Annotated in this window: 7 protein-coding genes, 1 tRNA gene, 1 pseudogene and 1 CRISPR repeat array (1 of these 10 only partly in view); of the genes and pseudogenes, 5 read left to right on the forward strand and 4 right to left on the reverse strand. The window is 37.1% G+C overall.

The features are described from left to right. A CRISPR array of direct repeats spans positions 1-273; the repeat unit is 37 nt; unit sequence GTTTCAATCCCTAATAGGGAGTATTGGAAATTGCAAT (it extends 50 nt beyond the left edge of the window). Between the two features lie 336 nt (positions 274-609). Beyond that, complete coding sequence (locus K2F26_RS19765) at positions 610-2076, forward strand: aldehyde dehydrogenase family protein (RefSeq protein WP_220609162.1); 1467 nt, start codon at positions 610-612, stop codon at positions 2074-2076. Between the two features lie 226 nt (positions 2077-2302). On the opposite strand, the pseudogene K2F26_RS19770 reads toward K2F26_RS19765, so the two are convergent. Beyond that, a pseudogene (locus tag K2F26_RS19770) lies at positions 2303-5800 on the reverse strand (CheR family methyltransferase); the annotation flags it as partial. Between the two features lie 210 nt (positions 5801-6010). Between K2F26_RS19770 and K2F26_RS19775 the strand changes: the two are divergent. Next, positions 6011-7618: an IS1634 family transposase gene (locus tag K2F26_RS19775; protein ID WP_220608157.1), complete on the forward strand. Its 1608-nt coding sequence runs from the start codon at positions 6011-6013 to the stop codon at positions 7616-7618. Positions 7619-7809: 191 nt separating this feature from the next. On the opposite strand, the gene K2F26_RS19780 is transcribed toward K2F26_RS19775, so the two are convergent. The 3 genes from K2F26_RS19780 to K2F26_RS19790 form a co-directional block, all read right to left on the reverse strand. Then, a complete protein-coding gene (locus tag K2F26_RS19780; protein WP_220609163.1) occupies positions 7810-8556 on the reverse strand; it encodes a chemotaxis protein CheB in 747 nt (248 codons plus the stop codon). A gap of 537 nt (positions 8557-9093) precedes the next feature. Then, positions 9094-9906 carry a nucleoside triphosphate pyrophosphohydrolase gene (gene mazG / locus K2F26_RS19785; RefSeq protein ID WP_220609164.1) on the reverse strand — a complete coding sequence of 271 codons (813 nt, stop codon included), beginning with the start codon at positions 9904-9906 and terminating at the stop codon, positions 9094-9096. Positions 9907-9961: 55 nt separating this feature from the next. Then, on the reverse strand, positions 9962-10570 hold the full coding sequence (locus K2F26_RS19790) for a metal-binding protein (protein ID WP_220609165.1): 609 nt from the start codon (positions 10568-10570) through the stop codon (positions 9962-9964). A 247-nt stretch (positions 10571-10817) separates the two neighbouring features. Between K2F26_RS19790 and K2F26_RS19795 the strand changes: the two genes are divergently transcribed. The 3 genes from K2F26_RS19795 (at position 10818) to K2F26_RS19805 (ending at position 13667) form a co-directional block, all read left to right on the forward strand. Beyond that, positions 10818-10890 (forward strand) — tRNA-Val (locus K2F26_RS19795). A 662-nt stretch (positions 10891-11552) separates the two neighbouring features. After that, positions 11553-11807: a SemiSWEET transporter gene (locus tag K2F26_RS19800; protein ID WP_194051095.1), complete on the forward strand. Its 255-nt coding sequence runs from the start codon at positions 11553-11555 to the stop codon at positions 11805-11807. 228 nt (positions 11808-12035) lie between these two features. Next, positions 12036-13667 (forward strand): B12-binding domain-containing radical SAM protein, encoded by a 1632-nt coding sequence (locus K2F26_RS19805; RefSeq protein WP_220609166.1) that lies wholly within the window; start codon positions 12036-12038, stop codon positions 13665-13667. Positions 13668-13779 lie beyond the last annotated feature (112 nt).

A 13779-nucleotide genomic window follows, 5' to 3' on the forward strand; every position in this document is an offset into this window, starting at 1 on the left:
ATTAGCTGAAGCATCGGCTGGTTTCAATCCCTAATAGGGAGTATTGGAAATTGCAATTTTCTCAAGGGAAATTTTTTGATAGGAGCAGATGGGTTTCAATCCCTAATAGGGAGTATTGGAAATTGCAATTGATTCTAATAATGGGGCTATTCGCCAAGCTCTTGGGTTTCAATCCCTAATAGGGAGTATTGGAAATTGCAATCATCACAAAGCAGTGCCAGAAATTAGTACCTGTGGTTTCAATCCCTAATAGGGAGTATTGGAAATTGCAATAGCGGCATCCTGAAAGCCTGTCTATATTTAGTTTTCAAGGTTCGATTGCGCGAGTGACTCCATCATAGTCCATTTCAGGAATCGTGTCAAGAGCAAAAAACGCCCAAACCCAGTCTGTGTAACGTGCGCGGGTGGTTGGAAAAGCAGAACAACCCCAAAGTCAAGCCTATCAAGAGATACAGGCATTTTTTTACAACACCAATTTTTTACACCCACCCATCCGCGCAAAACACCCGCAAATGTAAACATATATAAAAGATTTAGCCGTAATTGTATAACTCCCAGAACCAATTTAATAGCATTTAACAAAAAGCCTTAAAATTTCAGGAGCGTCTGATGGTTACAGCAACAAGACCACAACCACAGGTGAAAATAGGACCTACCCAACTGCTAATAAATAATGAATGGGTGGAAAGTGTCAGCAAGAAAAGATTTGCTACCATTAACCCCGCTACGGGTGAAGTAATTTGTGAAGTTGCAGAAGCAGATGCAGCGGATGTAGATAAAGCAGTCCAAGCAGCGAGAAAGGCTTTTAATGGCGAATGGCGGAAAATTTCTGCGACAGAACGGGGTAATTTACTTTACAGGTTAGCAGATTTAATTGAGGAAAATATTGATGAACTGGCACGTTTAGAAACTCTCGATAATGGTAAGCCTGTACATGACTCTGTAGGAGATATAGAGTTAGTTATTGCCTGTTATCGTTATTATGCAGGTTGGGCTGATAAGGTACAGGGTAAAACAATTCCTATTAATGGTCCTTATTTCTGCTACACTCGCCATGAACCAGTGGGAGTTGTTGGGCAAATTATACCTTGGAATTTCCCGTTATTGATGCAAGCTTGGAAATTAGCACCAGCTTTAGCAACGGGTAATACTGTGGTGATGAAAACTGCGGAACAAACGCCTTTATCAGCGTTGCGGGTGGGTGAGTTAATTGTGGAAGCGGGTTTTCCTGCTGGTGTGGTAAATATATTATCAGGTTATGGACCCACTGCGGGGGCGGCGATCGCATATCATCATGATATTGATAAAGTTGCCTTTACCGGTTCAACTGAAGTCGGCCATTTAATTATGGAAGCGGCTGCAAAAAGCAACCTCAAACGGGTAACTTTAGAATTAGGTGGCAAAAGTCCTAACATTGTTTTTGCCGATGCTAACATAGATGCCGCTATTCAAGCTGCCCATGAAGCGATATTTTTTAATCAAGGACAATGCTGTTCTGCTGGTTCTCGGTTATTTGTGGAAGCAAAAATTTATGATCAGTTTGTGAATAGAAGTGTAGAAATAGCTAGAGAGCGTACAGTCGGCGATCCTTTTGACCCCAACACCCAACAAGGACCCCAAGTAGACCAAGAACAATTTAACCGAGTCATGAGTTACATTGAATCAGGTAAACGGGAAGGGGCGCAGATGCTTTATGGTGGTAATAGAGTGGGAGACAGAGGTTATTTTATTACCCCGACAGTATTTGCAGATGTCCGCGATGAAATGAAAATTGCCCAAGAAGAGATTTTTGGACCCGTGATGAGTATCATCAAATTTCAACATGTGGAAGAAGTGATCCAACGGGCAAATAATACCATGTATGGTTTAGCGGCAGCGGTGTGGACACAGGATATCACCAAAGCTCATGCGATCGCTAACAATGTCCGTGCAGGTACGGTATGGGTAAACTGTTATGATGTCTTTGATGCAGCCGCACCCTTTGGCGGTTTCAAACAGTCGGGTATGGGTAGAGAACTGGGAGAATACGGTTTACAGCAATACACAGAAATTAAGACTGTGACAGTGAAATTGTAACTTTTGATTGGTAATGGGTAATTGGTAATTGGTAATTGGTGGATTTCTTAATGTCACCTATTACCAAAAATAGTCGGTTTTAACCGACTTTAGCTTTTAGACAGGGAATTTATTCCCTGGCTTTAAATTTCTCTGTCACCTGTCACCAATCACCTGTAACCTGTAACCTGTAACCTGTAACCTGTAACCTGTAACCTGTAACCTGTCACCTGTCACCTGTCACCTGTCACCTGTCACCTATCACTGACCTTTTCGCCAAAACAGCAACTACATTTACCAATTGATCCGGTTCAACAGGTTTATTAATATGCAATTGAAAACCTGCGGCTAAAGACTCTGCCTGTTCTACTTCTCCTGTATAACCAGTGAGTGCCGCAGCAGGAATTTTCCCTCCCTGTTCGGCACTCAAAGCCCTAATTTGACGCATCAGTGCATAACCATCTTCTTCCGGTAAACCAATATCAGAGAGGATGACATCATACCCACCAGGATTATTCTTGAGTATTGATAGTGCCTCTCGTGCAGATGTAGCCTCTGTTACTTGAACATCGTAATCTTCTAGCACGATTTTAAATAATTGACGCAGGTCTGGTTCATCATCAACTATCAGCACCCGCACACCCGCTAAAGATGGGTAAGAAACAGAGACAGCAGGTGCAGCGGGGGGGGTTGGTTCTTGAGTAACTGCTATATCACTCTCTTCCTGGTTAGTGTGCAGAGGTAGCCTGACGGTAAAAGTAGCACCTTGATCCTTACCTGGACTCGCTGCTTCTACAGTACCACCGTGGAGTTCTACCAAATGGCGCACTATTGCTAGTCCCAGTCCTAAGCCAGCATTTGATTTGCGTGTAGTGCTATCAGCTTGACGAAATCGGTCAAACACATAAGGGAGAAAATCAGCACTGATACCTAAACCAGTATCTTTAACTTGAATTTCCGCTTGATCATCAGTGTAATTGAGAGTAACATCAATGATTCCACCATCAGAGGTAAATTTAATGGAATTAGACAGTAAATTCCAGATTACCTGCTGTAAGCGATTCGGATCTCCGATCAAGGTTCTCGGTGTAGGATCTAGTTGCGATTGAATTTGAATGTTTTTCTCTTCTGCGGAAAAACGTACAACTTCTATAGCTGCGGAAATGACAGGTACAAGTTGAACAGGTTGGGTATTCAGATGCAGTCTACCAGAACTAATCCGAGAAATATCTAATAAATCGCCAATTAGCAGGTTTTGAGCGTGGGCAGCGCGTTCAATAGCTTCTAATGCCTGATCGGTTTTACTTTCATCAAGCTGATGTTTTCGTAGTAACTGCGTCCACCCCAATAGAGAATTAAGGGGATTTCTTAACTCATGGGAGAGAATAGATAAAAACTCATCCTTTGCCCGGTTGGCTGTTTCTGCTGCTGTTCTGGCTGAATGTTCTTGTTCTAGAAGTTTAATCCGTTCTGCCTCTAAATATTTCTGTTGGGTAATATCTTCAATTGCTAACAAAATCAGTGATTTATTATCTATTTGCGGCATTTTTCGAGCATTGAGACGCATGATTTTGTGGCCAATTTGCTCAAAAGTATGCTCAACTTCCACATTTTCAAAATGGGTTTGTTCGGGAAGAATATGTTCTAAGAGCGATCGCAACTGGGGAATATTCCACTGGCCATTACCAATTTCATAAATCAGGCGATTTTCTGTTTCTTCTCGTACTACCTGGAATGTATCATAGAAAAATTGATTGCCACTAATTACCCGTAAATCTATATCCAAAACCACTAAAGATTGGCGTACAGTATCTACTATTGCTTCTGCATAATCACGGGAAGCTCTCAGCTTTTCGGCAGTACGTTTGATAGCATCAATATCTAACAAAATTACTACAGCACCATCAATTTTATTATCTATTGTCCGATAGGGTCTAATGCGTAAATCATACCAACGACCATCTTGATCCTGCACTTCCAAAGTTTTCAAATTCAGGGTACTAATCACATCTAAAATTTGTGCTTCTAAATCAGAAATATTTAATTTATGTTTAATATCACTTAATGGTCGTCCCACATCTGAAGGAATTAAGTTAAATACTGCTCCGGCTGCGGGAGTAAAGCGGCGAATCTGTAAATCACCACCTAACATGAGAATGGCAATCTGAATACTACTGAGCAGATTTTGTAAATCATTACTCACCTGATTTGATTCAATATTGCGCCGTTGCAATTCATCATTAATAGTATTCAATTCTTCATTAGTCGCCTGAATTTCTTCCTTAGCTGTTTCTAATTCTTCATTGGTACTTTGCAACTCTTCATTACTAGAGAGAATTTCCTCATTAGCGGCTCGCAAATCTTGATTACTGGCTTGTTGTTCCTCAATAATTGATTGCAAATAATCTTTAGTAGATTTTAATTCCTGTTGCAGAATAGAAAGTTCCTGCTCATAACTGCTTGCTTGCTCCGTCTTAGATTTAATATTACTAATTATTGGCGATACAGAACTAACTGGAGTGGGTGTATCCTCAAATAAAATTAAAAAAAATTCTTCTTCTGATCCAGCAGATTCAAAGGGAACAACATTAATTTTTACCTGTCTAACTTGATTTTCTGCTTTAATTTGTATCCCTTCTTGTGTGACTGGTATTTTTTGCTTTTTAGCCTGATGAATACTGCTACGTAAATCTAGCCGCAATTCTTCCCTGGCCATTTTTAGTAAATTAAAACTGGGTTTACCGGGTGCTGGTTGTAAATAGAGACTTGTCTGTCCTCGAAATTGCAAAATCTCAAAATCATCGTTGATAATTACACCCACGGGTGCGAATTGATTTAACACAATCCTATCAGCCTCTTTTTGGATTTCCACATCATTTCCAATACCTTCATTTTCTATCATTTGTAATTTAGCAGTTTCTACTGGATAGTTACGAGCCATTAAATCAATAGCTAATCGGGTAGCTGCCATTTTACGAGCATAAATCTTGTACTTTTTATCTACCACAGTAAATAAATCAGTAAATTCCCCCACTGTTTCAGACGTACCTAACATCAAAAAACCTGTAGGTTTAAGACCATAATGGAAAATTGGCACGACTTTTTTCTGAACAGCAGCACCCAAGTAAATCAGCACATTCCTACAAGTGATTAAATCCAGTCGGGAAAATGGCGGATCATTAATCAAGTTTTGTCTGGCAAAAACACACAGTTCTCTCACTGCTTTATTAATTTGATAGCCACCCTCTACCTGCACAAAAAAACGTTGTAATCTTTCTGGGGAAATATTCCCTACCTGGTTAGGTTTATAAATGCCGGCTCTGGCTTTTTCTATGGCTACTTCATTAATATCTGTCGCAAAAATTTGAATAGGGATATTAATTCCCTTGTTTGTTAAAAATTCTAGTAAGCAAATCGCAATAGAATAGGCTTCTTCACCTGTTGAACATCCAGCAACCCAAATCCGAATAGGATCATCTGGTTTGCGCTTATTAATAATAATTGGAAATATTGTAGTTTTTAAAGCTTCAAAGGCTTCTGCATCCCGAAAAAAACAGGTGACAGTAATTAAAACATCGTAATATAAGGCGGTAATTTCTGCCGGTTTATCCTGAATATAATGAACGTAATCTTCTAAATTATCCAATCTATATAACATCATCCGTCGCTGAATCCGTCGCTTCAGGGTATTCTGCTTGTAATGGGTAAAGTCAACACCTGTAGCCGCCCTTAAAATCTGAAAAATCTTTAACCCACATTCCGCACTTCAAAATGTAGTACATATACAAGTATCATAAGCAGCATAGAGTGTTAAATATAAATACGCAATCAAGAAAGTAAAAATATAGACTTTAATTCCCATTTGACTACTAAAGAGAAACTCATAAGGCATTGAGAATAAATTCAGGAAAAAATGAGAGAATGAGACTGAAGTACCTAAAAATGCCTTCATAATATGAATTACCAAACAGAAGAAATTGAGAGTAAAAACATAGATCACTTAGGAATAATCGCAGGAATAATAGATGAAATAGGAATAGTAGAAAAAATCAACGAGATATTTTCAATAGATATCAGAGAGAAAGTAAACACAGGAGAAGTAGTCAAAGCAATCATTCTCAATGGACTAGGCTTTGTATCAAGACCACTATATTTGTTCCCAGATTTCTTTAAAGACAAAGCCGTAGAACATCTAATAGGAACAGGAATAAAAGCAGAAGATTTAAACGACGATAAAATAGGTAGAGTCATGGATAAACTCTATAAATATGGATTAACTAAACTATTCTTAATCATTGCCTTAGAAGTAGTAAAGAAATATGGAATAGACACAAAATATTCCCATTTAGACTCAAGCTCATTACATTTACACGGGGAATATAAGAATTGCGTAAATAATCTAGAGAAAGAACTAGGAATAAATCGAGAACATCCAATAATGATTACACAAGGATATTCTCGTGACCATCGCCCAGACCTAAAACAATGTATATTAGATTTAATAGTAAGTAGTGATGGGGATATACCATTATTTTTTAGAGGGGCATCAGGAAACGAATCAGATAAAGCAGTATTTGCTCATATCTTAGTAGAATATTCTAAACAAATAGATTTTGAAAGTATCATGGTGGCTGACAGTGCATTATATAGCGAAAGTAATTTAAAATTAATGTCAAACATGAAATGGATAAGTCGAGTACCATTATCCATTAAAAAAGCAAAAAATTTAGTGAAAGCCTCCATAAATAATGAAATGAAAGCCTGTAAAATCAAAGGTTATAGCTATATCGAAGAGAAAGTATCTTATGGAGGAATAGAGCAAAGATGGTTATTAGTAGAAAGCGTAGAGAGAAAAAAAGCAGACTTAAATAAACTAGACAAAAAAATCCAAGAAGAGTTATTAAAAGCTAACAAACAAGTAGATAAATTAGAACAGGAAGAATTTGCTGATAAATCTTTAGCCGAGTTGAAAATCAAAGAAATAACAGCTAAATTAAAATATCATCAAATATCAGACTATCGAATTACCGAGACATTAAATCAAGGGAAAACAGCAGTTTATAGAGTGAAATGTAAATTAAGAGAAAATCAGGAGTTAATTACACAACAGCAAAACTCTTGTGGCAGATTTATTTTAGCCACCAATATTTTGGATGCTCAGGAGTTAGAGTCAGAAGAAATCCTCAAAATATATAAAGAACAACAATCTACAGAAAGAGGATTTAGATTTATCAAAGACCCGTTATTTTTCGCGGATAGTCTGTTTGTGAAAAATCCCCAAAGAGTAGAGACAATGATGATGTTAATGGCATTATGTCTTTTGGTTTATAATTTAGGACAAAGACAATTAAGAATGTCATTGAAGGCACAAAAAGCCACAGTTAAAAACCAACTGAATAAACCTACAGAATCTCCCACATTAAGATGGATATTTCAGTGCTTTCAAGGTATTCATCTTTTGATGGCACAAGGATTTCAACGAATTCTTAATTTAACGGAGTCGCATTGTCATATCTTGCAATTCCTACCTACTACTTGTCAAAAATATTATTTATTATCTTAGTTTTCTCTCTATTTTTACTATTTCATCGGTTATCTTTTTGATAACTGATTCCACACCTTGAATTAAATATTGTTATTGCAATAGCTTTTAAACACCTTCTAAAGCTCAACTTTGTGTGTCCATAATTTTGTTTTACATTGATACGTAATTGTTCAAACCATAAGTTTTAATTTACCGTCAATGTAGTTTGTTTATGCTACTTTTTGAAGTGCGGAATGTGGGTTTAACAGTCCATCTTTTTCTTCTGGCATAACTTCAGTCTGTGCAACTGCTTTTGAATGCTTGATGTAGGGATGACTGCTAAGGTTGGCCAGTTTCTCAGCAATTTGTTGGGGTGTAAGGATAAAGTCTACATAACCTGAAGCTACCGCCGTATTCGGCATACTACTAACTTTGGCTGATTCCTCACACTGAGCAAAAGTAATACCACCTTCTGCCTTGATTCTTTCTAACCCCCTTGTTCCATCTCCATCACCCCCTGACAAGATAACGCCAATGGCTTTGTTTTTTAAGTCTTCTGCTAAGGAAAAAAAGAAACTATCAACTGTCATTGGTTGTTGATAGGTTTTTTCACGGGGTTGAAGTTTTAACACCCCTTGATTAATGGTCATTGTTGCACCAGGGGGAATCACATAAATATGATTCGGTTCTACAGTCATTCCTTCCTGTACTTCAGTTACAGGTATTTGGGTTGTACGAGACAGTATTTCTGTCAACATACTTTTTTGTTGGGGGTTCAAATGCTGAACTAGCACAAATCCCATACCCGTATCTGTGGGCAAATATTTCAATAATTGTGTAAATGCTTCTAATCCCCCCGCAGAAGCTCCAATCCCGACAATAGGGAATAAATTGTTCTGTTTATCTTCCTCTTTTGGGGATTCTGTAGATGTAGATTCTTTAGCTTGAGATTTTTTGCTAGACCGATGAAAATTCATGTTATGCACCCCATTAAAATCGGGGGTTATAATGTTTGTTTTTATGTTTGTTTTTAGCTTTTTTCAAGGGAAATTTAGTCAACCTCTTGATTCATTCCTATTTTATCTGAAAGTTATATCAATATCACATATATTTCTATTATAGGCTTTTAGTGATAAATTCTATAATTTAATTTCTCGACGTTGATGAGATAATCAGCAATAGGGAATAACCCATAGGGAATAGGAAATATAAAAAAAATAAGCATTCAGCTATCAGTAATCAACAATCAGCTTATAACAGCAAAAATAAAAATTTAGCAGCCTTGATTGAGGAAATTTACACTCTGTGCATTTACTATTTTCCTTTATATTTTAGCGTTGAAAGCTGAAAGCTGATGGCTGACGGCTGAATACTGACAAAAAACTGAATTACCAGCAAATAATAGGAAATGAGATCAAGGAAATTATATAGATTTTGGCTGATATTTAACTAACTTTAATCTAAAAATAAACTTTTTCCCCAATCCCCAATCCCCAGTCCCCAGTCCCCAGTCCCTAATCTTTAGCTAGTTTAGCTTTTGCCTGTTGCCAAAGTTCATCCAATTCTTCTAAACTATAATTTGTTAGGGGACGATCTATGACATCTTCCATTTTTTGCAATCTTTGAATAAATCGTAAACTTGTACCTTGTAAACCTGCACTGGGATCAAGTTTATGCCATCTCGCTAATTGAATTATGGCAAATAATAAATCACCTAATTCTGATTCCTGTCTTTCCTGTGTTTCTTCAGCTAACGCTTGTTGAAATTCTCCTAATTCTTCGTGAAATTTATCCCAAACTTCCTCTATATTATTCCATTCAAAACCCACAGCAGCAGCTTTTTTAGATATCTTCATTGCTGCATTTAATGGGGGAAGACTGCGACGATAACGATCTAATTTATCACTCAATTTTTGCTTTTCTAAAGTTTCTCCTTTTTCCGCAGCTTTAATAGTTTCCCAATTTTGACGCACTTCATCTACATTTTCTACTGTGACATCACCAAATACATGAGGATGACGACGAATTAATTTTTGAGAAATACTTTCGGCAATTTCTTTTAATGTAAAATCACCCTTTTCACTGGCTATTTGTGCTTGTAAAACTACCTGTAATAATAAATCTCCTAATTCTTCAGCGATCGCTTTTTTATCTCCTGTTTGAATTGCGTCTACCACCTCATAAGCTTCCTCAATTATATACGGTGTCAGACTTTCCGGTGTTTGTGCTAAGTCCCAAGGACATCCACCATCAGGCGATCGCAATTTTGCCACTACATCAATTAAATCTTGTAACGCTGCCAATGTTGGATTGTGATTTTCTGCCATAATCAATTAAACTCTGCGCTCTCTGTGTACTCTGCGGTTTTAAATCTATTAAATATTACTTAGTGCGGCTTTTATTAGTTCTGGGTTGAGAACTACGCTTACCACGACTATTAACTTTACGCTTTTTTATTTTGCCACTTGGTAGCAATCCCTGTACACCTTGCTTTTGAAACCTTTTATAAGCTGAACCAGTCCAGTCACTCAGAGAATGACTCATTGCACCGAGTTCACACCCCAAAAACAAAGCGAAAAATTCCCCATAATATATTGATATAGTCTTTCCCACACTTCCCCACACTTCCCCCCAGTTCAAAGCCACATTACCCAATTTAGCGAAAATCACCAAAAGCAAAATCGCTACAACTCCTAAAAATGTGGTTAGATACACCACCCGCAACGTAGTACCAATAATTGGACCGTGGGATAAAAAAGACCGATGACGCAGACTTTTTTGATAAGGTAGCCATATCCAACGCAAAAAACCCCACCTTTGAAACTGACGAGAATAAATATCCAAGTCAGGACCAAACATCAAACCACCAAACATAAACCCCCCAGCAACCAACAACGTCACATTACTGCTACGGGTGGAAATTAAAGTTATACCTGCTACCACAGGTACAGACCAAATAGTAATGCGATCGTGTGTTTGTCCAGAGGGCATATTTTAGAAGTCAAAAGTCAAAAGTAAAAGTCAAAAGTCAAACTTCAGTATACCCAGATCCCCGACTTCTGATCTTCATTGATAGTCTCTGGAGAAGATCGGTAGGGGTAATTCATGAGTTACCCCCACGCAAGAATCAGGTTTTGAGTCGAATCTTGCGTAATTCCTATTCCCCAAAAAAAAATTTTTCCCAACCCCTTGCAAAATTTAAAAAGCCTGTGCTATATTAATTAAGTCAGGAAAACACGGGCGGTTAGCTCAGTTGGTAGAGCGCCTGCCTTACAAGCAGGATGTCATCAGTTCGAGTCTGGTACTGCCCACTTTTATATAAATACTACTCTATAGGGTTTTTATACCTTATAGAGTTTTATTTTTACTATTGATTATTCGTTATACTCTAATTGGCTATGCCAATATTCACAATCATCATTTGCTTTGAATAGATAATACAAATTTTAAAACATCCTCTCAGATTGTCCACCCATAATCAAGAGTGAGCTTGTCCTAAGTTGACAATTTCATAGACAAAACTATACTTATATTGACAAAAATCAATATATTTTCAGGAAAAAATCAACTACTTGATATATAATACGGTGATATCAAGTATTGAATTGAGACTATTGCCGACGCGAAAACCAAGCAATGATGGTGGTAGTCTTTTTCAGAAACTTAATTGGAACACAATCGCGTTGGGCTACAGCGTGAAAGTCTACAGAGGGATAACCGCTCCCATGCTCCCGTTGAAGTAGAAAGTAAAGTCTAGCTTTGTCTAGGTTTTATATCGCAGGAATTTATGACTATAATTTGTGAATTATTAGCAGATGAGTTGGCAGAGTTACGTGGGCTAAAGAATATCTGAAAAAACAGAAGCAGAAAAAATAAATTATCCTATCTTGTCCTATCTTGTGGGATGGGCATCCTGCCCGTCCGTAAACTGCTATATTATATGATAATATCTTAATTTTCACCATTCAAGAAAATGGATTTTATTAACACATTGGGATTAGCCGCAGGAACATTAACAACTATCGCATTTTTACCGCAAATGTTCCAAACCTGGAAAACAAAATCAGCTAAGGATGTCTCTTTTGTGATGCTGATTACTTTTATGACTGGGTTGTTTTTGTGGTTGATTTATGGGATGATTTTGGGTGCTGTACCAATTATTATGGCTAATGGCATAACTTTATTTTTCAATTTTATTATTCTCTGGTTGAAAATTAAATATAAGTAAGTATTCAGTAATCAGTAATCAGCTTTCAGATGTGAGCAGATACGGCTGAATGTTGATAATGTATTTTCAGGAAGATATTAATTTAACGCAGATGAACGCAGATAAACGCAGATGTAAATTGATAATTTACAGATTTTCCAAATGTTAATTTTTCTGATTTTATCTGAATCTACTATTTTCTGCTAACTTGGTTTATAATTGTGTGTAGATAACTTTTTATAAAGACCTGTGACATCATCTGCATTTGATTCGGAAAAGCTTTTATTTACCCCAGCAAACCCTAAAAATGACGCTATTCCTTTAATTTTTGCTTTCCCCAATGAGTACACTGTGGGTATAACCAGTCTTGGTTATCAGGTGGTTTGGGCAACTTTAGCAATGCGTGATGATTTACAAGTAAGTCGTTTATTTACTGATATTCAAGAACAACTTCCTAGACATCCAGAAATCTTAGGTTTTTCTATGTCTTGGGAATTAGATTATGTGAATATTTTTAATCTTTTGGAATCTTTAAATATTCCTCTGCGTGCAAGCAATAGAACCGAAAATCATCCTCTCGTTTTTGGTGGTGGTCCGGTTTTGACTGCTAACCCTGAACCTTTTGCCGATTTTTTTGATGTGGTTTTGTTGGGTGATGGGGAAATTTTATTAAGTAGTTTTATTGATGCTTATCAAGAAGTTAGAAACGCCCAGCGGGAAGTTAAATTAAAACGTTTAGCGCAAGTACCGGGAATTTATATTCCGAGTTTATATGATGTTGAATATTTTAGCAATGATGGAGAAATAAAATCTATTCATCCTCGTGATAGTGATATTCCCGCAGTTATTCAAAAGCAAACTTATCGAGGAAATACTCTTTCTGCTTCTACTATCGTGACAGAAAAAGCAGCTTGGGAAAATATTTTTATGGTGGAAGTGGTGCGGAGTTGTCCTGAAATGTGTCGCTTTTGTTTAGCAAGTTATTTAACTTTACCTTTTAGAACTGCGAGTTTAGAAAAATCTTTAATTCCTGCTATTGAACAGGGTTTAAAAGTTACTAACCGTCTGGGTTTATTGGGTGCTTCGGTGACACAACATCCTGAATTTTCTGAGTTATTAGATTATATTAGTCAAGCAAAATATGATGATGTGCGGTTGAGTGTTGCTTCGGTAAGAACAAATACGGTTACAGAAAAGTTAGCTGCAACTTTAGCAAAACGTGATACTCGTTCTTTGACTATTGCTGTAGAAAGTGGTTCGGAAAATTTACGTCAAATTATTAATAAAAAATTAGATAATGAGGAAATTATCCAAGCTGCTGTAAATGCAAAAGCCGGGGGTTTATCTAGTTTAAAATTATATGGGATGGTGGGTATTCCGGGGGAAGAACCGGAAGATTTAGATGCAACGGTAGCAATAATGAAAGCTGTTAAAAAAGCTGCTTCTGGTTTGCGGTTAACTCTAGGATGTAGCACTTTTGTACCTAAGTCACACACTCCTTTTCAGTGGTTTGGGGTAAATAAACAATCTGAAAAGCGGTTACAGTTTTTACAAAAACAGCTAAAACCCCAAGGTATAGATTTTCGTCCAGAAAGTTATAATTGGTCTATTATACAAACTTTGTTATCGAGAGGCGATCGCAGATTATCTTATCTGTTAGAATTAACTCGTGATTTTGGTGATTCTTTGGGAAGTTATAAACGTGCTTTTAAAGAGTTAAAAGGGAAAATTCCCGATTTAGATTTTTACGTTTATAGTCATTGGTCTACTGAGCAAATTTTACCTTGGAATCACTTGCAAGGACCTTTACCCCAGTCTACACTAATAAAACATTTACATGAAGCAACGAGTCATTTTCGTTCCGCTTCCCCAGTTAAATAAAGATTATAGCAGGAGTCAGGAGTCAGGAGTCAGGAGTCAGGAGTCAGGAGTCAGGAGTAAAACCTTTTTTTAGTAAAAGTTTCATGATAGTTGATGTCCTAACTACTCTGTC

The organism is Sphaerospermopsis torques-reginae ITEP-024, assembly GCF_019598945.1.
Taxonomy (GTDB): Bacteria; Cyanobacteriota; Cyanobacteriia; order Cyanobacteriales; family Nostocaceae; genus Sphaerospermopsis.